This is a genomic window from Flavobacterium urumqiense, assembly GCF_900108015.1.
Taxonomy (GTDB): domain Bacteria; phylum Bacteroidota; class Bacteroidia; order Flavobacteriales; family Flavobacteriaceae; genus Flavobacterium; species Flavobacterium urumqiense.
Genome location: NZ_FNVP01000005.1, coordinates 206,917 through 228,498 on the forward strand (window position 1 = coordinate 206,917; position 21,582 = coordinate 228,498).

The window sequence follows — 21,582 nt, forward strand, 5'->3', positions numbered from 1 at the left end:
TTTTTATTTAATAAACTTTGTTTTTTCAAGATGAGGTTTCGTTCTAACCGGCTGAAGAAATGACGAAATCAGTCGAAAATTGTAAATCTTTAATATTTTTTTGTTTTTTTAAATCTGTAATCAAAAATCGTTAATCTGCAATCAGAAATCTAAAACCCTCTTTGTCTTTTGGCTTCAAAAATCAAAATTGCTGCTGCAACTGAAACATTCATAGAATCGATTTCGCCTTGCATTGGAATAATAATATTTTGGGTCGCTTCTTTCCGCCATTCTTCTGTCAAGCCAGTTGCTTCCGTACCCACGACCAGAGCGGTTGGCGTAGTGTAATCTTGCGTATGGTATGAGGTTGAATTTTGTAAAGTTGCACAATAAAAATTGATTTTTCTTTCTTTCAAAAAAGCAATAATTTCCGAAGTTGTCCCCGTAGCAATTTGGTTAGTGAACAAACAACCTACGCTGGAACGCACAATATTTGGATTGTATAAATCGCTTTTTGGGTTGGCAATAATCACGGCATCTAAATTGGCTGCATCTGCGGTGCGTAATAAAGCACCTATATTTCCTGGTTTTTCGGGAGCTTCAGCAACAAGAATCAAAGGATTTTCAGATAATTCCAAATCCGACAATTCCAGTGATTTGGTTTTGGCTACAGCCAAAATACCTTCGGTAGTATCCCGATAGGCTAATTTTTGAAAAACATCTTTGTTAATCTCAATTAACTCGGTATTGAAAGATAATTTTCGGGCTTCGGTTTCGGAACAAATTTCAGGCAAAAACAATAGCGTTTCTATTTGATAACCCCCTTTTATGGCGATTGAAATTTCCCGTTTTCCTTCTATTAAAAATGTTCCGGATTGTTTGCGTGCCTTTGCTTTTTCCTGCAATAATACTAAAGATTTGATGTATGGGTTTTGTATCGAAGTGATTTGTTTCAATGGAAATGATGCTAAGTTATTATGGTGCTAAGTTACCACCTTTTTTTAAATTCTATAATGGAATAGTTTACCTATCAGAAATGCGGTTTTTAAGGAGTATTTTCTTTAAATTTGTAAAAATCCATAATCTTATATTTTAAATGTTTCACCTATTAGATATCATCGGTACGATGGCATTTGCCATGTCTGGCGCATTGACGGCCATGAATAAAAAGCTGGATCCTTTTGGGGTTTTTATAATTGCTTTTGTAACCGCTGTGGGTGGAGGAACTTTGCGTGACATCATGATTGGTAGAACGCCGGTGGGGTGGATGCGGGATTTGAATTATGTTTATGTAATCGCGATTGGATTTATTTTGGCCATACTTTTTAGAAAAAAATTCTACAAATTACGAACTTCCTTATTTTTATTTGACACGATTGGATTGGGTGTTTTTACATTAATAGGTCTTGAAAAAGGCATAAGTGTTGGTCTTCATCCTGTTATTTGTATAGCATTAGGAACCATGACAGCTTGTTTTGGCGGTGTAATCCGAGATATTTTGTGTACTGAGATTCCTGTCATTTTCAGAAGAGAGATTTATGCCACGATTTGTATTTTGGGTGGAATTGTCTTTTTTCTGCTTCGAAAATTGGATTTAGACAATGATGTTTTATACTTGACAACCTCTTTGGTTATAATCTCAGTTCGTCTGATGGCCGTGAAATTCAAATGGTATTTACCCACTTTAGAACATAAATAAAAAATGATTACTTTCACAAAGTCTAAAATTAAATAGTGAAAAATTTCTTCGTCAAACAATATCAGGAAAGCGATTATGAAAATTGGAATGCCTTCATAGGTCAAGCCAAAAATGCTACTTTTCTGTTTCACCGTGATTTCATAGAATACCACAAGGATCGATTCGAGGATCGATTCGAGGATTATTCTTTAATTGTTTCGTATAAGGATAAATGGGTTGGTGTCGTTCCGGCGAATAAAGTTGGGAATGAAATTTTTTCCCATCAGGGATTGACGTACGGAGGATTAGTGATTAATGGAAAGTCTAAATTGACGAATGTAATCACTGCTTTTAGAGCTGTTTTGTTGTTTTTAAAAGAAAATAAGATAGAAAAACTGCATCTAAAAACGATTCCATCAATTTATCATAATAAACCTGCTGAAGAAATTCAATATGCTTTGTTTTTGGCAGAAGCCAAATTAGTGCGAAGAGATAGTTTGTCAGTGATTGCTTTATCACAAAAATATGATTTTTCAAAAATTAGAAAAAGAGGCATTCAAAAAGGAAAAGCATTCGGATTAGTTATTAAAGAAGAAACTGATTTTGAATCTTTTTGGAACGAAGTTTTGATTCCAAATTTAGACGAAAGACATAGCGTAAAACCGGTTCATTCCATTGCAGAAATGAAACTTTTAAAAAGCCTTTTTCCTAAAAATATTCGCCAGTTTAATGTATATCATAATGATAAAATTGTTGCGGGAACAACTGTTTTCGAAAGTGAAAACGTAGCGCATTGTCAATACATTTCTAAATATGAAAATGAAGAGAATCTGGGGAGTTTAGACTTTCTGTATCATTTTTTAATAACAGATACTTTTGCCTCTAAACGATTTTTTGATTTTGGAATTTCAAATGAATCGCAAGGAAAAAAACTGAATGATGGATTATCGTATTGGAAAGAAAGTTTCGGAGCCAGTACAATAATTCATGATTTTTATGAGGTAGAAACCACTAATTATGTTAAACTAAATTCATTTTTTACTAAATCAAAAAACATACTTATTAAATGATTCCATTTCTTGATTTAAAAAAAATAAACGAGCTGTATGAAGCCGCTTTTCAAGAAAAATTGAAAACTGTTTTAGATGACGGTTGGTATATTTTAGGAAATGAAGTAGCAGCATTTGAAACCAGTTTTGCCAAGTATTGCGGAACACAGCATTGTATTGGGACAGGAAATGGTTTCGACGCTTTAGTTTTGATTTTCAAAGGATATATTCAATTAGGAAAATTGCAAAAAGGCGATGAAGTAATTGTTCCAGCAAACACATATATAGCTAGTATTCTGGCTATTTTACAAGCTGATTTAATTCCTGTTTTGGTCGAGCCAAAGTTGGAAACCTACAACATCAATCCCGACTTAATTCAAGGGGAAATCACTTCAAAAACAAGAGCCATTTTAGCAGTTCATCTGTATGGACAACTGGCTGAAATGGATGCGATAAATGAAATTGCTGTTGCAAATGATTTGTTGGTAATAGAAGATGCCGCGCAGGCTCATGGCGCAGTAAGAAATCAACAATCAACGCCCGAGACCGCAGGTCGAACTGACGAAGTAATCAACAATCAAAAATCAAGCGTTGCGTACAGTTTTTATCCAGGAAAAAATTTGGGAGCATTGGGCGATGCGGGAGCAGTTACTACAAATGATTCGGAATTAGCTAAAGCCATTCAGTCACTCCGGAATTATGGTTCGGAAACGAAATATCACAATGATTATATCGGCATAAATTCAAGGCTGGATGAATTGCAAGCTGCTTTCCTGAACGTAAAATTACCGAATTTAGATTATGAAAATGAAAAGCGTAGAACAATCGCCAAACGCTATTTATCCGAAATTAAAAACGAGAAAATAATTCTTCCAACAGTTTCATTGCTAGGAACGGAGCAGTCTAATCATGTTTTTCATTTGTTTGTCATTCGAACGCAAAATAGACTTGATTTGCAAGAGTATTTGCATAAAAAGGGTATTCAAACCGTAATACATTATCCAGTTGCTCCGCACAATCAAAAGGCATTGTCTTTGTGGAATCATTTGTCTTTTCCAATTACCCAGAAAATTCATGATGAAGTGTTAAGTTTACCCATAAGCCCAGTTTTGACGATGGATGAGGTCAGCTATATTGTAGCTGTTTTAAACAAGTATTAAGTTGGAATGTATTAAAAAGATAACCCAAACACAGCTGTTTAAGATTTCATCTTTGAACAGTTTGAGTGTGATTTTTAAAATTGGAATTGGATTAATAACGTCAAAATTATTGGCCGTATTTGTAGGTCCAAGCGGAATGGCATTAGTGGGGAATCTTAGAAATTTTTTGACTTCATTAGAAAGTATTTCGACTTTAGGATTTCAAAACGGAATTATAAAATATACTGCCGAAAACGGAAAAAATGAAAATCAGCTTACTAAGATAATTGCAACAGTTTTTATAAGTTTGTTAGCTATTGTCACTGTTTTAAGTGGCGTTTTGTTTTTTTTTGCCACCTTTTGGAACAAGGCGATTTTTGGAAATAATTTTGATTACGTAATTATTTTTAAAGTGTTAGCATTGGCTTTACCTTGGTATGCTATTTCTGTTTTTATGATTGCCGTAATTAATGGTCTGGGGCAATTCAAAAAAGTAATTTGGATTAATGTAACAGGAAATGCAGTTGGGTTATTGTTGTCAATCGGTATGATTTTACAGTATGAAACATTAGGAGCTTTACTTTCTTTAGTTATTTCACCTGCTTTGATGTTTTTTGTAATGTTCTATTTTATTAACAAAGAAATTAATTTTTTCAAAACGATTCGGTTGCATCAATATGATTTTCAAATTATAAAAAATTTATCATCGTACTCTTTGATGGCTTTCGTGTCATCAGTTTTAGGACCTTTAGTTTTTTTGGTCATTAGAAAAAATGCAATTGAGATTGTTGGCTTAGAGCAAGCTGGTTTTTGGGAAACTATTACCCGAATTTCGACGTATTACATGTTATTTGTCACCACAATTTTGAGTGTTTATTTTTTGCCGAAATTGGCTGTTGCACAGAATAATCTGGAGACTAAAAAAGTGTTTTGGAGTTTTTATAAAATGATTTTGCCTGTTTTTATTGTTGGGCTTGTAATAGTCTATTTTTTGCGCTTTTTCATTGTCAATTTACTTTTTACCAATGCGTTTCTTCCCGTAACCACTTTGTTCTTTTGGCAACTGACAGGGGATGTTCTAAAAGTAGCTTCCTTGATTTTAGGATATCAATTTTTTGCCAAAAAGTTGACAGTAGCCTTCATAATTTCAGAGTTATTTTCGCTTACCGTGTTGTATCTTTCGAGCCTTTATTTTATTAATGAATTTGGAATTCAAGGAATAGTAATGGCACAAGCTTTTGATAATTTTGTTTATTTGGTGGTGCTTTGCGTTTATTTTAGAAAAAGTTTGTTTTGATCTTTTATATCAATTGGACAAAAACATAATAATTAGATATTCAGCAATTAAGAGAAATTAATAAGAAGTAGTTTTGGAATTCCAAACCTCCAAATATTTATTAGCAATCAAGATATAGTCATGTTCTTTCTCAATAAAGGCTCTGGCTCGTTTACCAATTGCGATTATTTCGTTAGGATTTTCAATCAAAAATGACAATTCATGGACTAAATAATCGATATCAGGTAAAGCATTTATGCAGACTCTTTCCGTTACATTATAGTGTGCTGTAAACTCCTTTTCAGCTCCCGTAAAAACCACTTTCCCTTTTGCCATTGCTTCTAGTGCATTATATCCTTGGTCATTTGCATAGGTTTGGTCTAATACAACATGAGCAGAATTATATAAATCAATGTAAGTCGAATAAGGAATGTTACGAGTTGTTATGATTTGAACGGTAGTGCCATATTTTTTTTCAATAATAGACAATGCTTTTTCAAAATAATCATTTCCTTTCTTGTAATAATTAGCTTCATTAATTCCATGAAAAATAATAATCGTATCAGAAATTCTCAAAGGCTGAAAGTCAATTTTAATGGTGTTTACTGGATTTGGAATTAATCCTGAATATTTTGAATTTTGCAACAGCGGAATATGGTAATCGATGTCTGACGCTATAATTCCTTGAATATTAGAATATATAAATTGATGTAATTTTTTAAAGGATGCAGTTCTAAATTTCAATACATTTTCGAAACTTTTCGGATTAATTTTCCCAGTTAAATATGCAGAAATAGTAGACTTAAAGACAGGATTCTCAAAACAATATTTTACATTCAGATAATCATAACCGGACGATAATAAGTAAGTCTTTGAATTGTTTTGAAAGAGGAAATTTAGAATTTTTTTTTCGTAATAATATTGGCAATAAAAACTATTTTCATTGATGAGTTGTACGACATCAAAGCCAGTAAATTTGGATTTGTTTTTTTTGAACTGAATATAAGTGAGATAAGAACTTACATCAAACCCAAAAATGGTATGTAAAGTTACTTTTATTTTTTTCAAAAGTCCGCTGTCCCATTTTTTTTCAATAGGAAAATCCACCGGGTAATTTTTAAAACCATCCTGATGTCCCAAAATATAAACTTCATGACCTAATTCCTGCAAACCTTCTTTAAGAGAGTTGTGTAATCGGCTGAATTCACCAACAAGTAAAACTTTCATTTATGTGTATATTTGACAAATATATTTACTTTTAGATCAGAATGACACAAAACAAAAATAAAGTCGCCATAATTTCTACCTCTTTAGGAAGTGGCGGAGCAGAGCGATTTGCTTCCTTGTTAAGTTTTATGTTGGAAAAATTAAATATAGAAGTACACAACATAATTATAAACGATGTTGTTGATTATGAATATGCCGGTAAATTAATGAACTTAGGGATTGAAAGTGCGGATTCTTTTCCATTTTTTAAAAAAATTAAAAAAGGATTTCTACTGAATCACTATTTAAAAAAAAATGGAATAAATGGTATTATTGACAATAGGCCCAGAAACAATTTGCCCAGAGAAATAATTGCTAAATGGATATATGGTAAAAGAAAGAAATGGTACGTGGTTCACAGTTATAATACCGTTACATATTTTCCAAAATCTGTTTTTTTTTCTAAATGGTTGTATCAAAATGCAGACAAAGTTATAAGTGTTTCTCATGCTATCGAAGAAATAATAAAACAAAAATTTGATCTGAAGAATACCATAACGATTCACAATCCATATGATTTTTCTAAAATTGAAATAGAAAAGGAAATGCCGATTTCAGGAGAATATATTATGTATTTTGGAAGGTTTGACGAAAAAGTAAAAAATTTCAGTTTAATGTTGGAAGCCTTTCATCTTTCAAAAATTTACCTTCAAGGGTATAAATTGCTTTTGATGGGAGAGGGACTTGATTTAGCGATTATCCAGGAAAACATTGAACGGTTACAATTAAAAGACTTTGTTAGAATTTATCCGTTTAATAAAAATCCATTTCAATACGTTCAAGAAGCCAAGTTTACGATTCTGACAAGTCGCCATGAAGGTTTTCCTTTGTCTATAGTCGAATCATTAGCTTTAGGAACGCCTGTCATTTCCGTAGATTGCGATTCTGGTCCTAAAGAGCTGATAAAGGATGGCTTCAATGGTTTATTGATAGAAAATAATAATTCACCTGTTTTGGCATCAGCAATGAAGAAACTGGTTGATGATACTAATTTGTATGATTTTTGTAAAAAAAATGCGTCCAAAAGTGTAGAACATTTATCTTTAAAAACCATTTCAAAACAGTGGGAATCCATTTTATTTTAAAACTATGACAGTTACTACTGATGTTCGATTAATCGAAATCCCAAAAATTTGTGATTCAAGGGGGAATCTTTCTGTTATAGAAAGAGATACAATACCATTCGTATCCAAAAGAGTATACTATTTATATGATGTTCCAAGTGGCAGCGAAAGGGGAGGACATGCACACAAAGTACAACAAGAACTGTTGGTTGCTTTAAGCGGAAGTTTTGATGTTATTTTGAACGATGGTGCGGCAACAAGAAAAGTAACGTTAAACAAACCTAATATTGGCCTTTTGATTCCTATGGGAATTTGGAGAGAATTAGAGAATTTTTCTTCGGGTTCCGTTTGTTTGGTATTGGCTTCGGATGAGTTTGATGAAGGGGATTATATCAGAGATTATCAAGATTTCAAATTATTTAAAGACTGACGAACCCACGCCGCTAGTGGCTAAAATTAATTTCAAATGGATTAATGCTTTTAATATAAGCGAAGGCATGGCTAGTAAAAATCGTTTTTTGAATGTTATGTTTTTCAAATCAATAGCTTTATAATAACAATTGAAATTTTCATCATCAGCAATTAATTTTGATTTTATTGCCAATGAAAACCGATTCAAATCAAGGAATTTTTTTAGTCTTGGATTCGTTTTTTCTTGTTCTTCAAATTTCGAAAAATTAATTTTTTTGTTTAGATAATTTTTGTTTTTCGAAAGGCTATTTTCATCATAAATATATCGTGCCAAGATTTTCCAAGAAAAGACAACAGGGTAATTCATCCCGATTCGAATCCATAAATCAGTATCTTGACCGCTTTTTACTGTAATGTCAAAATTTCCTGTTTCTTCGAAAATGCTTTTATGAAAAACGGCACAGGAAGTGCAAATAACGGTTTCCTTGCTACTGGCAGTAAAGTAATTTACAATTTCACAATCGTTCGTTCTTATAATCGAATAGCTCGCAGGAATAACTTTTTTTGATGTTTCAATTTCGATAGCTGCCGAAAACACTTTTTGCTGGGGATAGTTTTGAATGATTTTAAACATTTCCTCTAAAAAATCCGGGTACCAATAATCATCCGCATCTATAAAGCTTATATAATTAGACTGTGCTTTTTCGATTCCATCATTTCTTGCTGATGAAACTCCTGCATTTTCTTTAAAAAAATAACGAATTCTGGGATCGTCAAATCCTTCAATAATTGTAACACTGTTATCTGTCGAGCCATCATTGATAATCAGTATTTCAAAGTCAATAAATGTTTGATTAAGAACACTTTTTAAAGTGGCTTCAATGAATTTTTCTTTATTGAAAAGTGGAATTATTACAGAAAAAAAAGGCATCTATTTACTGTTTAAATAACAAAAATAGCCAATTTTGTAACAGTCAAATGCTAATAATGTAGGTTTTTCTGAAGTTAAATGATGTTCGAGCCTTAATTCTAATTTTTGAAACAACTTTGCGATCGATAAATTAATTTTCAGATCACACAGCATTTTGTGAGTCTTAATTATTTTACTATCGATTTCAACTTTAGAATTTGTTTTTGAAATAAATAAAAGTGTCTCAAGAGCCGTTTTTGTTTTTGATAAAAACACCGATGAAGTTTCTAAATTTAAATGAAACACAGGATTTTCGATATGTTCAATATCAATATTTTCTAGTTTTAAAGTTTGAATAAAAGCAAAATCTTCATAACCATATTTTGTTATTTTTTCATCGAATGAAAATATATCAAAAACTGTTTTTTTTATTAAAAGATTGGAAACAAATGTGGTTTTATAAGGATTTCTTTTTCGTTCAGAAAGGGGTATAGCTTCTCTTTTTTGTCCAGATATCCATCGTAATAATTGGTCATTATCCGGTTTTTCTTTGGTGTAAACTATTCCTCCAAAAAATACTTTTTTAACAGATAAATTAATTTGACTAATATAATTTGAAATAAAACTGGAATTTTCAGGAAAAGTATCGCAATCTACATAAAGGAACCAGTCATAATTTGCCTTTGAGGCCAGTAAATTTCGGATTTTGCTTCTTCCAATGTTTTGTGATAATTCAACAAAAGAACAATTGGTTAAAAATTGAATCGAACTATTTTTTGATTGATATTCCGATGATGCATCATCGATGGTTATAATCTCAAAATGTATTCCGCAATCTGTACATTGCTTATGTAATTCCAGCACAAGAGGATAAGCGTTGTAATTGTATGTAGGAATAAGAATGGAAAGCATTATGCCGTTCTCTGAACTACTTCAAATATTCTTTCGTCTTCACATTTTAATGTTTTCGATGGGAATTTCATTAGCAAAGCATAATCGTGAGTTGCCATGATTATAGTTTTTCCGTTAGCATTGATGTTTTTTAAAACTTCCAATACTTCGGCACTGGTCTGTGGATCAAGGTTTCCTGTAGGTTCATCAGCAAGGATTAGTTCAGGATCGTTTAGCAAAGCTCTTGCAATGGCAACACGTTGCTGCTCACCACCAGAAAGTTGATGTGGCATTTTATTGCCAAATTCGATCATTCCAACTTTATCCAGTACTTCGTCAATTTTTCGTTGCATTTCTTGATTGTCAATCCAGCCAGTTGCTTTAAGAACAAATAACATATTGTCTTTTATAGTGCGATCTGGCAGTAATTTGAAATCTTGAAAAACGATTCCAATTTTTCTTCTCAAAAAAGGAATGTCATTTTCTTTTAAAGTAGCTAAATCAAAATCTACGATATGGCCTTCTCCTTCTGTTAATGCTAAATCTCCATATAAAGTTTTCATTAAGGTGCTTTTTCCAGAACCTGTTTTTCCAATTATATATAGAAATTCTCCGTGATTTACCTCCAAGTTTACTTGAGATAAAATCGTTTTTCCTTCTTGGTAAATGGTTACATTTTTTAAAGACAATACAGGTTGAGACATAGGAGATTTTGTTTATTGGGTAAAAGTAATAAGATAACGGTTGTATTCAAAATAAATTTTATTCAATTAAGAAGAATTACTGAAATAATAAGTGCTGGAACGTGGAATGATTATCTAAAATACACTCCTCTTGACTCACTAAATCTAAATTGTTAAAAAAAATGTTTATAATAAAAACGAATAACGATTCGTTATAGACTACAGAATATGATACATTTGAATTATTAAATAAAAATACAATGCGTAAAATTTCTTGGCTCTACTTATTTCTTCTTTTTATTATAGCTGCTACAGGTTCAGCACAAAAATCAACTATTTACACACATGATTTAAAAGAGTATAATAAAGCGCTGTCTTTATTTAATGATAAGCAATACGCATCAGCTCAAATTATTTTCGATAAAGTAAAAGAAACGGCTGCCACCGAAGAGCTACAATCGGATTGTGCTTATTATATCGCAAATTGCGCTATTCGTACCAATCAATCCAATGCTGATGAATTGATGGAACAATTTGTAGCGGATTATCCTACCAGCACAAAACAAAACCAAGCTTATATTGAAGTAGCTCATTATTATTTTGACCAAGGGAATTATCCACAAGCGTTGCAATGGTTTGATAAAGTGGATGAAAGCCAATTGAGCAGCAGTGATCGCGATAAATTTAATTTCCAGAAAGGGTATAGTTTTTTTAATGCCAAAAAGAAAAAGGATGCCACCGTCTATTTGAACAAAGTTGTAAACTCCGCTGAATATGGTTCTCAGGCTAAGTATTATCTTGGTTTTATGGCGTATGAAGGAGATGATTATAAGCAAGCCACAAAATATTTTGACGAAGTTTCAGGTGAAGAAAAATACAAAGAAAAGCTTTCGTATTACCAGGCAGATATGAATTTTAAGCTGGGGAATTTTGAAAAAGCAATTGATTTAGGCGGAAAAGCTATGGCCAAATCAAATTCTGCAGAAAAATCAGAATTGAATAAAATTATTGGCGAAAGCTATTTTAATTTAAAACAATATGACAAAGCTATTCCTTATTTGGTGGCTTATAAAGGGAAAAAAGGAAGATGGAACAATACGGATTTTTATCAATTGGGATATGCGTATTACAAACAAAAAGATTACGAAAACGCCATTTCACAATTCAATAAAATCATAGGAGGAAAAGATTTCGTAGCTCAAAATGCCTATTATCATTTGGGGGAAAGTTACATGAATACCGATAAAAAACAACAGGCTTTGAATGCTTTCAAAAATGCATCCGAAATGAATTTTGATGCAGCAATTCAAGAAGATGCGAGTTTAAATTATGCAAAATTGAGTTATGAAATAGGAAATTCATATCAAAGTGTTCCTTCCGTTTTGCAAGCTTTCGTGAAAAAATATCCGGATAATGCAAGTCGTTCAGAAATAGAAAAACTTTTGATTGATTCTTATATTTCCTCTAAAAACTACAAAGAAGCCTTAGTTTTATTGGAAAGAAATAAATCACCCGAAAACAAGTTAGCGTATCAAAAAGTCCTTTTCTACAGAGGTTTAGAATTGTATACCGATGGAAATTATGAGGAAGCATCAAAAATGTTTACTAAATCAATAAACGAACAAAAAGAGGCCATGTTTACCGCACGAGCTACTTTCTGGAAAGGAGAAACCGAATATGTTTTGAATGATTATAAAGAGGCTTTGATGAGTTTTAAACAGTTTATGGGTTTGGCTCAAGCCAAAGACACACCGGAGTTTAAAAACGTTAATTATAACATTGCCTACGCCTATTTCAAATTGAAAGAGTACGATCAGGCAGGGAATTATTTCCAAAGCCAAATAGCAACTTCAAAAGACGATAAAGTACGTTTGAATGATTCCTACTTGCGTTTAGCGGATTGTCGTTTTGTTACTTCAAAATACGGAGCGGCGATGGATGCTTACACTAAAGTGGTCGAATCGAAAAGTGTTGATGCAGATTATGCTTACTTCCAAAAAGCAATTTCTTATGGATTTATCTCTAAAAACGATAAGAAAATTGATGATCTAAATGCTTTTCTACAATTGTATCCAAAATCAGATTATAGAGATGATGCAATGTTCGAACTTGGAAATACCTATGTTGCTGAGAACAAAAATGATCTCGCGATAAAAACATACGAACGATTAAATGCGGAATTTAAGAAAGGTTCTTTTACTTCCAGATCCATTTTGCGTCAAGGATTAATTTATTATAATTCGGATAAAGATGAGCAGGCATTAGTGAAATTCAAAAAAGTAGCTGCTGATTTTCCCAGAAGTCCTGAGGCATTAGAAGCAGTTGCAACCGCCAGACTGATTTATGTAGATGGCGGCAGAGTGGATGAATATGCGAACTGGGTACGAACTTTAGATTTTGTTGCGGTTACCGATGCAGAACTTGACAACGATACCTACGAAGCTGCCGAGAAACAATTTCAACAAAATAATACAAAACAGGCTATTGCAGGATTTAGTGGTTATGTGGCTAAGTTTCCAAGAGGAATTCATGCTTTAAATGCTAATTATTATCTTGCACAATCGTATTATTCAGAAGGGTCAGAAAGTAAATCAATTCCCAATTATGAGTTTGTGATCGCACAACCCAGAAGTGAATTTACTGAACAATCTTTGTCAAGATTATCTCAAATTTTTCTAAAAAACAAAGAATATGATAAAGCAATTCCAGTATTATCTCGATTAGAAAACGAAGCTGATTTATCTCAAAACAAAACATTTGCACAATCCAATTTGATGAAAAGTTATTATGACATCAAGGATTATTCAAATTCAGTAATTTATGCGGAGAAAGTTTTGATGAATCCTAAAACGGATGATAATGTAAAAAGTGATGCTCAAATTATAATAGCACGTGCAGCAATACAAACAGGCGATGAGGCGAAAGCACGAGTTGCTTACGCGAAATTATTGACAATTGCCAAAGGAGAATTAGCGGCCGAAGCCTTGTATTATGACGCTTATTTTAAAAATAAAGAGGCGAAGTTTGAAGCATCGAATACGGCAGTTCAAAAATTAGCGAAGAATTATTCCAGCTACAAATATTTTGGAGCCAAAGGTTTGGTATTGATGGCGAAAAACTTTTACGGATTGAAAGACAGCTATCAGGCGACTTACATTTTGGAGAATGTAATACAAAATTTCACTGATTTTCCAAATGTTGTTTCAGAAGCGCAAACGGAATTGGATACTATTAAAGCCGAAGAATCCAAAACAAATTCATCAGTAACAAAGTAATTTAAAGATAAAGAGTGGAATTGTTTCAGGGTTTATTGAAGAAATAAATTTGGAAATAATTTAAAAGCTTAAAAATAAAAAAGAATGAAAATACCCTTTTATATTGTGGATGTTTTTGCGGAAAAGAAATACGCAGGCAATCAATTAGCTGTTTTTTTTGATGCAGAAAATTTAAGTGATGCCAATATGCAAAAAATTGCCCGAGAAATTAACTTTGCGGAAAGCACTTTTATTACCAAAATTAGTCCTGAAAATAATACGGCAGAAATCAGAATTTTCACTCCTGAATATGAAATGAAGTTTGCAGGACATCCTATAATAGGTACTTGTTGGGTTCTGATAAACAAAATATTTGAAAATCAGCCTCAAAATATAGTTTTATCGGTTCCAATAGGTGAAATTCCCGTTAATCAATCGGGCGATTTGGTTTGGTTGCAGGCAGCTCAACCGGAGTTTATGGACACTTTTTCAACCGAAGATTTTTCATCCTTCAGTAATTTAAGCAGTTCTGATTTTGATGATAAATTTCCAATTCAGGAAGTTACCACAGGGAGCGCTTTTGTGATTGTGCCTCTTCAAAATAAAAAAGCATTAGAAAATTTAATTCTGGATCAAGGTAAAATGAACAAATGGTTGCATGCTCATTGCAAAACCAGTCATAGAGCCTTGTATTTTTATTGCTTAGAAGATTTAAAACTAATCAGCAGAATGTTGTGTATAGAAGACAACCAACTCAAAGAAGATGCAGCCACAGGAAGTGCCAGTACTTGTTTGCAGGCTTTTCTTTTGAAATATCATTTGACTGAAATTGAAATCATAAACCATCAAGGGGACTATATTAATAGACCTTCGCAAATTTATTTTAAGGGTAAATTATCTGAAAAACATTTCGATATAAAAATTGGAGGAAAAACACAATTCGTTGCAAAAGGGGAATGGGAAGTGTAATTATTAGGTTAGAAGGTAAGAGTTATAAATAAGAAGTAAAAAAATAAAACATGGCATTTAAATATTTAAACATAAAATCATTCACAAATAAGATAGCAACGTTTTCGGCTCCCTTCCCTTCGAGCAGGGTTGGGTTGGGGATTTTGTTCTTATTCGTCTTCCAATTTTCTTTCGCTCAAAAAAAGGAACAAATTGGCACAGAGACTGTAAATGTTGTGAAACCCTACACACCAACAATTTCGGATGCTTTCAAAGTTAAGGAAACACCTACGCTGGAAGAGGAAGGAAATGCTAAAAAAGAAACTATAAAATATACTATTTTTTCTTTTCCGGTAGCTTCGACTTTTACGCCATCCAAAGGAAAGGCTGAAGGAGTAGAAAAAGAGAAACAAGAACATTTATTTAAGAATTATGCGACTTTTGGCATCGGAAATTACGGAACTTTTGTTGGAGAATTATTCGTTAATTATGATCTTAACAACAATAATTATGTGGGGGGAATGTTTAAACACCATTCTTCGCAAGGAGGCATAAAAGGTGTTGAGCTTGACGACCGGTTTTATGATACGGCTATCGATTTGACTTACGGAGCTCATGAAAAAGATTTGTCTTGGAATTTTGATTTGGGTTATCAGAATCAAGTATACAACTGGTATGGCTTGCCTACTGATTTTGGAAGCGGAATGACTCCGTCGGATAGGAGGACTTTGATTAACGGAATAAAACCACAACAGGATTACAATACAATTACGGCTGGCGGAAAAATAGATTTTACAGAAAGTGTTTTTGATGAAGCGGTTCTTAAGTTTAATCATTTTTCAGATATGTATGGGTCCTCTGAGAATCGGTTTTATGTAAAACCTTCATTCAAAGTTGATATAATGGACACCGCTGTAAAAACAAATTTAGTTGTTGATTATGTAGGGGGAAGTTTCAAGAAAAATTATTCAAATACAAATGTAGAACCGCTAAAATATGGTTTTACTAATTTTGGAATAGAACCTAGTTTTGTAGTGCTAAAAGACGATTGGACGTTGAATATTGGAGCCGGTATATTTTATAGTTTGGACAATGAAAAAAGCAATAACAAATTTTTAATTTACCCACAAATTAGTGCTTCATACAAAGTGGTAGGTGATTTGATGATTTTTTACGCTGGAGCCGAAGGCAATTTAGAACAAAACTCTTATCAGGACTTTGTTGAGGAAAACCCATTTCTTTCACCTACAGTAAACATTGCACCAACGGATAAACAATATGATATTTTTGCCGGGTTGAAAGGAAAACTGACGAATAATGTAAGTTATAATGTAAGAGGTTCTTATCTTAATGAAAGAAATAAAGCTTTGTTTAGAAGCAATGATTACACAGAAAGAAGCACAAATGAAAATTATGCTTTTGGGAATTCCTTGCAAGTGGTTTATGATGATATGAGAACTTTGAGTTTTTATGGAGAACTAAAAGCTGATTTTTCACAAAATGTGACTTTTGGAATCAATGGAACTTTTAGCACTTATACCAATGATTTAGAAAGTGAAGCTTGGAATTTGCCAAAAATAAAAGTGAATTCAAACATCGATTTTGCCATAACTAAAAAATGGTTTGCTGGTGTCAATGTGTTTTATGTAGGGGAACGTAAGGATTATAAAACGAATAAGGATATAGTTTATATAGTTGCTCCAAGTCAAAATCCAATTGTACTGAAATCTTATTTTGATTTGAATGCTAACGTTGGATTCAAATACAATGAAAGATTTACTGCTTTTCTAAGAGCAAATAATATTACTAACAAAGCCTATGAAAAATGGTTGAACTATACGGTTCAAGGGTTTCAAATAGTGGCGGGTGTAAATTATAAATTCGATTTTTAATTTTTTTTCAATTGAAAATTGATTAAATAAAGCGTGGGGTTTACAAAGATTTTAATTTATTTTTTTGTGAACTTTGCGTAAAACTTTGCGAACTTCGCGGTTAATCCCATCCAATGACTTTTAAACAAAAAATGCATCAATATTACCTGCAACTAGTTCAAGACCGTATCGACGTTTTCAAAGATATGATTTTAGCGCTTACCGAGGATTCTAAAAACGACGCTAAAGGTTCGGCAGGAGACAAACATGAAACCGCTTTGTCTATGATGCATATCGAGCAGGAAAAACTGAATACTAAATTAAGAGAAGTAATGGCTCAAAAAGTAGTTTTAGATAAAATTGATGCTGCGAATGTCTCTAAAAATATTATTGTTGGAAGTTTGATTCGAGCCAATGGAATTTATTTGTATTTAAGCGTCGCACTCCCTAAAATTAATGTCGATGAAGTAAGTATTATTGCGTTGTCGCCGCAATCTCCTTTGGGCAATAAATTAATGGGCAATGGGGTAGGATTTACTTTTGAAATTAATTCGACCAAATATTTGATTGAGGAAATTTTATAATATTTCTTTAATTAATCTGCCATGAATTAAGAATTATAACCAGAATACTATTTTGTACTTTAAAATACTTGCATCTTTATAGTAAAAATCATTTTTTAGTTATAATTTATAACTGAAATGACTATTAGTGTTTTTCAATTGTAACTGTTATTGCATCTTTGCCCTATCAAAATAAATAAAACATTAAAAATATATAGTTATGTGTGGAATAGTATGTGCCTTTGACCTAAAACAAAAAGCGGAAGTTTTAAGACCACAAGTATTAGAAATGTCTAAAATTATCCGTCATCGTGGACCGGACTGGAGTGGGATTTTCAGTAATGAAAAAGCGATTATGTCTCATGAGCGTTTGGCAATTGTTGATCCGGCTTCCGGGAAACAACCTTTATTGAGTGAAGACAAACAACTTGTTTTAGCAGCAAATGGTGAAATTTATAACCACAGAGAACTGCGTAAACAATTTGAAGGGAAATATAACTTTCAAACGGAAAGTGACTGCGAAGTTATTTTGGCACTTTACAAAGAAAAAGGACCTCATTTTATAGATGAAATGAACGGGATTTTTGGATTTGCTATTTATGATGTCGAAAAAGATGAGTATTTTGTTGCTCGTGATCACATGGGAATTATTCCGTTATACATTGGTTGGGATGAACACGGAACATTCTATGTGGCTTCAGAATTGAAAGCATTAGAAGGATATTGTACAAAAATCCAATTGTTTCCTCCGGGACATTATATGTCAAGCAAAGATGGCGAATTTGTACAATGGTATAAAAGAGAATGGGTTGATTATGATGCCGTAAAAGACAATGTAACCAGCATTAACGAAATTAAAGTGGCTTTAGAAGCAGCGGTTCATAGACAATTAATGAGTGATGTGCCCTATGGAGTATTGCTTTCAGGAGGGTTAGATTCTTCTATTACTTCGGCTGTGGCCAAAAAATATGCGCAAAAACGTATTGAATCCGGAGATGTTGCTGATGCATGGTATCCTCAATTGCACTCGTTCTCGGTAGGATTAGAAGGTTCTCCAGATTTAGCGGCAGCTCAAATAGTGGCGGATCATATTGGAACCATTCATCACGAAATTAAATTCACTATCCAAGAAGGATTGGATGCGGTTAAAGATGTGATTTACAACTTAGAAACGTATGATGTGACTACGATCAGAGCATCAACACCAATGTGGTTAATGGCAAGAGTTATTAAATCTATGGGTATCAAAATGGTGTTATCAGGGGAAGGAGCAGATGAACTTTTTGGAGGATACTTGTATTTCCACAAAGCGCCAAACGCTAGAGAATTTCATGAAGAAAACGTGCGTAAATTAGGTAAATTGCACATGTACGATTGTTTGCGTGCTAACAAAAGTTTAGCTGCATGGGGAATTGAAGGACGTGTACCGTTTTTAGATAAAGAGTTTATGGATGTGGCGATGAGAGTTAATCCCCAAGATAAAATGATCAATGCAGAACACCCAATGGAAAAATGGGTAGTTCGTAAAGCTTTTGAAGATATGTTACCGGCAAGTGTAGCTTGGAGACAAAAAGAACAATTTAGTGATGGTGTAGGATACGGTTGGATTGATACCTTAAAAGAAGTCGTAGCGGTAGAAGTTTCGGATGAGCAATTAGCAAATGCGAAATACAAGTTCCCTTTACAAACGCCAACTTCAAAAGAGGAATATTATTATCGTTCTATTTTTCATGAGCATTTTCCAAGTGATGCAGCTGCTTTGTGTGTTCCACAAGAAGCAAGCGTGGCGTGTAGTACAAAAATTGCGTTAGAGTGGGATGAAGCATTCAAGAACATGAATGATCCTTCCGGAAGAGCGGTTGCTAGTGTACATGATGATGCATATATGAAAGTTTAATTCAATCAAGATTTTATAAATAGATTAAGGCGTTCTCCATTTGGAGAGCGTCTTTTTTCGTTTGAAAAAACAACCTTTATTCGAAAATATGGAAGTACAAAAAACTTTAAAATCAGGCATTATCTAAATAATTGGTTGCAGTTTTTTATATTAGCCTAATTAAACACCCTTCTATGAAACGCTATATTTTAATTATTGCTTTATTTTCACTTGTTTCTTGTCTTAAAAAAAATAAGAATACCGTTGATTTGATTATTACGGACGCGACTATTTATAAAGTGGACAAAACATTTGGCACTGCAACTGCTATGGCTGTGAGTGATGGAAAAATTCTTAAAATTGGTTCCAATGAAGAAATAACAAATAGTTATGAATCTAAAAATACGGTGGATTGTAAAGGGAAATTTATTTACCCTGGTTTGATTGATGCACATTGTCATTATTATGGCTTCGGACTCAGCTTGCAAGAAGTTGATTTGCGCGGAACTAGGAGTATGAAGGAAATAATTACTCGTATAAAGACTTTTCAAAAAGAAAAAAATCCCGATTTTATTGTTGGTAATGGTTGGGATCAGAATGATTGGGAGGTAAAGAAATACCCAACAAAAGCAGATTTAGATGCCGAATTTCCAAATATTCCCGTTGTTTTAAATAGAGTAGATGGCCATGCAATACTTGTGAATAGTAAAGCGTTACAATTAGCGGGAATTACAAAAGATACGAAAGCGGCCGGCGGTCAGATTGAAATAGCAAATGGAGAACCAACCGGAATTTTAGTGGATAATCCCATGGAGTTAATTTTTAAAATAATCCCAAAACCAACCCGTAAAATACAAATTGCCGCTTTATTGGATGCCGAAAAAGTAATGTATGATTACGGACTGACAACCGTAAATGATGCAGGATTGGATCCGGATATTATTTATTTGATGGATAGTTTGCAGAAAGCAAAATTGATGAAGCTCAATGTATATGCTATGGTCACTGCAAACCAAAAGAATATTGATTTGTTCCTAAAAAAGGGGATTTATAAAACGGATAATCTAAATGTGCGTTCCTTTAAGATGTATGGTGATGGTGCTTTGGGCTCTCGCGGTGCTTGCATGCATAAGCCATATTCAGATAAGCCAAAACAGTTTGGTGAACTGCTGTCTCCTATTTCAGAATTAAAATCGATAGCTAAACAAATTGCAGCTTCTCCTTTTCAGCTGAATTCGCACGCTATTGGCGATTCGGCAAATACGGTTTTGCTAAAGATATATAAGGAAGTTTTAGCTGGTAAAAAAGACCGAAGATGGAAAATTGAACATGCACAAGTCTTGAGGGAAGAGGATTTTGATTATTTTAAATTTGGAATTATTCCTTCGGTGCAACCTACACATGCCACTTCAGATATGTATTGGGCTAGTGAAAGATTGGGGAAAGAAAGAATAAAAAATGCCTATGCTTATAAAAAGTTACTTCAAAAAGCTGGAATTATAGCTTTGGGTACTGATTTCCCAGTAGAAGAGGTAAATCCTATGTTAACTTTTCACGCTGCAGTGGCGAGAAAAGATAGTAAGAATTATCCAAAAGGTGGTTTCCAGATGGAAAATGCATTGACAAGGCAAGAGACTTTAAAAGGAATGACTATTTGGGCTGCCTATTCTAATTTCGAAGAAAAAGAAAAGGGAAGTTTAGAAGTGGGTAAGTGGGCTGATTTTGTGATTTATAATCAAGATTTAATGAAAATTGATGAGGGTAAAATTATTAAAATGAAGCCGGTAAGTACTTATTTAAAAGGGGATAGAGTAAAATAAATAAATCTTAGGGATGCTTTGTAATTTATTATGTAATGCTTTACTTTATGGTATGGATATGCAAATGAAAACTGCACATTAAGTTAAGCTACATTTTTGTAATTAATTTGATTGTTAAATTCTTCAATAGTTGCATAATTCAAAGCAGAATGTCTCCTTTTTCTGTTGTACCAAATTTCAATGTATTCAAAGATTTCTAGTTTCATTTGTTCTTTAGAAATAAGTTTGTTTCCATAAATCAATTCAGTTTTCAAGGATTTAAAAAAGCTTTCCGCTACTGCATTGTCCCAACAATTTCCTTTGCGGCTCATACTGCGGGTTATTTTTTTATAGGAATCAAGAACATTTACAAACTTTTTGCTTGCATATTGAACACCTCTGTCGGAATGAAAAATCAAACCTTCCTTAATATTTCGGTTTTTAACCGCCATTTTCCAAGCCTTAAGCGAGGTTTCATCCGTACTCATTCCATCGCTCAAACTCCAACCTATAATTTTTCGGTCGTACAAATCCATAATAGTTGTCAGGTATACAAATCCCTCTTTGGTTTGAATATAGGTGATATCAGAAACCCAAGCTTTTGAAGGCATTTTTACAATAAACCCTCTGTTTAATATATTTTCAACGATTAAATAATTATGATTTGAGTTGGTCGTTACTTTGAATTTCTTGCATAATTTACTTCGTAAGCCTAGCTGTTTCATATATTTTGCTACACTAATTCTTGAAATTTTATAACCAATACTCCTAAGTTCTAATGTTATTCTAGGACTTCCGTATCGTTGTTTGGATTCAAAATAAATCACTGTTATCTTTTCTTTTATGGCGATTTTTCGTTGCTGTCTTGCAGTGATTGTTTGTTTTTTCCATCGGTAATAACTTCCACTACTCACTTGTAGAACTT

The 21,582-nt window shown here is 33.0% G+C and carries 18 protein-coding genes; 12 read left to right on the forward strand and 6 right to left on the reverse strand.

The genetic code is table 11. From position 1 onward, the window contains the following. Positions 1-149: 149 nt before the first annotated feature. A complete protein-coding gene (locus C4S35_RS08370) occupies positions 150-935 on the reverse strand; it encodes a TrmH family RNA methyltransferase (protein WP_103999738.1) in 786 nt (261 codons plus the stop codon). 140 nt (positions 936-1,075) lie between these two features. Here C4S35_RS08370 and C4S35_RS08375 point away from each other — a divergent pair, with 140 nt between their 5' ends. The 4 genes from C4S35_RS08375 to C4S35_RS08390 are packed head-to-tail and all read left to right on the forward strand — an operon-like array spanning position 1,076 to position 5,142. Further along, a complete protein-coding gene (locus C4S35_RS08375) occupies positions 1,076-1,678 on the forward strand; it encodes a trimeric intracellular cation channel family protein (protein ID WP_103999739.1) in 603 nt (200 codons plus the stop codon). 35 nt (positions 1,679-1,713) lie between these two features. Further along, complete coding sequence (locus tag C4S35_RS08380; protein WP_103999740.1) at positions 1,714-2,727, forward strand: GNAT family N-acetyltransferase; 1,014 nt, start codon at positions 1,714-1,716, stop codon at positions 2,725-2,727. Next, the gene (locus C4S35_RS08385; protein ID WP_103999741.1) at positions 2,724-3,866 is read left to right on the forward strand and encodes a DegT/DnrJ/EryC1/StrS family aminotransferase; all 1,143 of its coding nucleotides are present in this window, start codon (positions 2,724-2,726) and stop codon (positions 3,864-3,866) included. The genes C4S35_RS08380 and C4S35_RS08385 overlap by 4 nt, the downstream gene beginning before the upstream one ends. Positions 3,867-3,918: 52 nt before the next feature. Continuing rightward, positions 3,919-5,142 (forward strand): O-antigen translocase, encoded by a 1,224-nt coding sequence (locus tag C4S35_RS08390; RefSeq protein ID WP_279627782.1) that lies wholly within the window; start codon positions 3,919-3,921, stop codon positions 5,140-5,142. Between the two features lie 57 nt (positions 5,143-5,199). On the opposite strand, the gene C4S35_RS08395 is transcribed toward C4S35_RS08390, so the two are convergent. Beyond that, positions 5,200-6,348 carry a glycosyltransferase family protein gene (locus C4S35_RS08395; RefSeq protein ID WP_103999743.1) on the reverse strand — a complete coding sequence of 383 codons (1,149 nt, stop codon included), beginning with the start codon at positions 6,346-6,348 and terminating at the stop codon, positions 5,200-5,202. A gap of 41 nt (positions 6,349-6,389) precedes the next feature. Here C4S35_RS08395 and C4S35_RS08400 point away from each other — a divergent pair, with 41 nt between their 5' ends. Both C4S35_RS08400 and C4S35_RS08405 read left to right on the forward strand, forming a co-directional pair. Continuing rightward, positions 6,390-7,472, forward strand: coding sequence for a glycosyltransferase (locus C4S35_RS08400; RefSeq protein ID WP_103999744.1), 1,083 nt, complete (start codon positions 6,390-6,392; stop codon positions 7,470-7,472). A gap of 4 nt (positions 7,473-7,476) precedes the next feature. Further along, the gene (locus C4S35_RS08405; protein ID WP_103999745.1) at positions 7,477-7,881 is read left to right on the forward strand and encodes a sugar 3,4-ketoisomerase; all 405 of its coding nucleotides are present in this window, start codon (positions 7,477-7,479) and stop codon (positions 7,879-7,881) included. Here the strand turns inward: C4S35_RS08405 and C4S35_RS08410 are convergent. From C4S35_RS08410 to C4S35_RS08420, 3 genes are read right to left on the reverse strand one after another with little or no spacing between them, the layout of a single operon-like run. Next, a complete protein-coding gene (locus C4S35_RS08410; RefSeq protein ID WP_103999746.1) occupies positions 7,867-8,793 on the reverse strand; it encodes a glycosyltransferase family 2 protein in 927 nt (308 codons plus the stop codon). The two genes, C4S35_RS08405 and C4S35_RS08410, sit on opposite strands and share 15 nt — an antisense overlap. Beyond that, on the reverse strand, positions 8,794-9,684 hold the full coding sequence (locus C4S35_RS08415) for a glycosyltransferase family 2 protein (protein ID WP_103999747.1): 891 nt from the start codon (positions 9,682-9,684) through the stop codon (positions 8,794-8,796). It lies immediately after the preceding gene. Then, entirely contained in the window at positions 9,684-10,367 is a 684-nt protein-coding gene (locus C4S35_RS08420; protein ID WP_103999748.1) for a cell division ATP-binding protein FtsE, read from the reverse strand. The genes C4S35_RS08415 and C4S35_RS08420 overlap by 1 nt, the downstream gene beginning before the upstream one ends. 239 nt (positions 10,368-10,606) lie before the next feature. Here C4S35_RS08420 and C4S35_RS08425 point away from each other — a divergent pair, with 239 nt between their 5' ends. The 6 genes from C4S35_RS08425 (at position 10,607) to C4S35_RS08450 (ending at position 20,678) form a co-directional block, all read left to right on the forward strand. After that, positions 10,607-13,621, forward strand: coding sequence for a tetratricopeptide repeat protein (locus C4S35_RS08425; RefSeq protein ID WP_103999749.1), 3,015 nt, complete (start codon positions 10,607-10,609; stop codon positions 13,619-13,621). Between the two features lie 84 nt (positions 13,622-13,705). Then, the gene (locus C4S35_RS08430) at positions 13,706-14,569 is read left to right on the forward strand and encodes a PhzF family phenazine biosynthesis protein (RefSeq protein WP_103999750.1); all 864 of its coding nucleotides are present in this window, start codon (positions 13,706-13,708) and stop codon (positions 14,567-14,569) included. 50 nt (positions 14,570-14,619) lie between these two features. Then, complete coding sequence (locus C4S35_RS08435) at positions 14,620-16,440, forward strand: porin family protein (RefSeq protein ID WP_159916691.1); 1,821 nt, start codon at positions 14,620-14,622, stop codon at positions 16,438-16,440. Positions 16,441-16,553: 113 nt separating this feature from the next. Beyond that, positions 16,554-17,003: a hypothetical protein gene (locus C4S35_RS08440; protein WP_103999751.1), complete on the forward strand. Its 450-nt coding sequence runs from the start codon at positions 16,554-16,556 to the stop codon at positions 17,001-17,003. Positions 17,004-17,202: 199 nt separating this feature from the next. Further along, the gene (gene asnB / locus C4S35_RS08445) at positions 17,203-18,879 is read left to right on the forward strand and encodes an asparagine synthase B (protein ID WP_103999752.1); all 1,677 of its coding nucleotides are present in this window, start codon (positions 17,203-17,205) and stop codon (positions 18,877-18,879) included. Between the two features lie 173 nt (positions 18,880-19,052). Then, the gene (locus C4S35_RS08450; protein WP_103999753.1) at positions 19,053-20,678 is read left to right on the forward strand and encodes an amidohydrolase; all 1,626 of its coding nucleotides are present in this window, start codon (positions 19,053-19,055) and stop codon (positions 20,676-20,678) included. Positions 20,679-20,761: 83 nt separating this feature from the next. Here the strand turns inward: C4S35_RS08450 and C4S35_RS08455 are convergent. Further along, positions 20,762-21,582, reverse strand: an 821-nt coding sequence (locus tag C4S35_RS08455; RefSeq protein ID WP_146059528.1) for an IS3 family transposase, incomplete at its 5' end; no start/stop codon positions are given.

Coding starts and splice junctions, on each gene's coding strand:
- C4S35_RS08420 (WP_103999748.1), bottom strand. CDS start 10,367: ATGTCTCAACCTGTATTGTCTTTAAAAAATGTAACCATTTACCAAGAA.
- C4S35_RS08385 (WP_103999741.1), top strand. CDS start 2,724: ATGATTCCATTTCTTGATTTAAAAAAAATAAACGAGCTGTATGAAGCC.
- C4S35_RS08415 (WP_103999747.1), bottom strand. CDS start 9,684: ATGCTTTCCATTCTTATTCCTACATACAATTACAACGCTTATCCTCTT.
- C4S35_RS08405 (WP_103999745.1), top strand. CDS start 7,477: ATGACAGTTACTACTGATGTTCGATTAATCGAAATCCCAAAAATTTGT.
- C4S35_RS08395 (WP_103999743.1), bottom strand. CDS start 6,348: ATGAAAGTTTTACTTGTTGGTGAATTCAGCCGATTACACAACTCTCTT.
- C4S35_RS08425 (WP_103999749.1), top strand. CDS start 10,607: ATGCGTAAAATTTCTTGGCTCTACTTATTTCTTCTTTTTATTATAGCT.
- C4S35_RS08435 (WP_159916691.1), top strand. CDS start 14,620: ATGGCATTTAAATATTTAAACATAAAATCATTCACAAATAAGATAGCA.
- C4S35_RS08430 (WP_103999750.1), top strand. CDS start 13,706: ATGAAAATACCCTTTTATATTGTGGATGTTTTTGCGGAAAAGAAATAC.
- C4S35_RS08375 (WP_103999739.1), top strand. CDS start 1,076: ATGTTTCACCTATTAGATATCATCGGTACGATGGCATTTGCCATGTCT.
- C4S35_RS08440 (WP_103999751.1), top strand. CDS start 16,554: ATGACTTTTAAACAAAAAATGCATCAATATTACCTGCAACTAGTTCAA.
- asnB (WP_103999752.1), top strand. CDS start 17,203: ATGTGTGGAATAGTATGTGCCTTTGACCTAAAACAAAAAGCGGAAGTT.
- C4S35_RS08400 (WP_103999744.1), top strand. CDS start 6,390: ATGACACAAAACAAAAATAAAGTCGCCATAATTTCTACCTCTTTAGGA.
- C4S35_RS08410 (WP_103999746.1), bottom strand. CDS start 8,793: ATGCCTTTTTTTTCTGTAATAATTCCACTTTTCAATAAAGAAAAATTC.
- C4S35_RS08450 (WP_103999753.1), top strand. CDS start 19,053: ATGAAACGCTATATTTTAATTATTGCTTTATTTTCACTTGTTTCTTGT.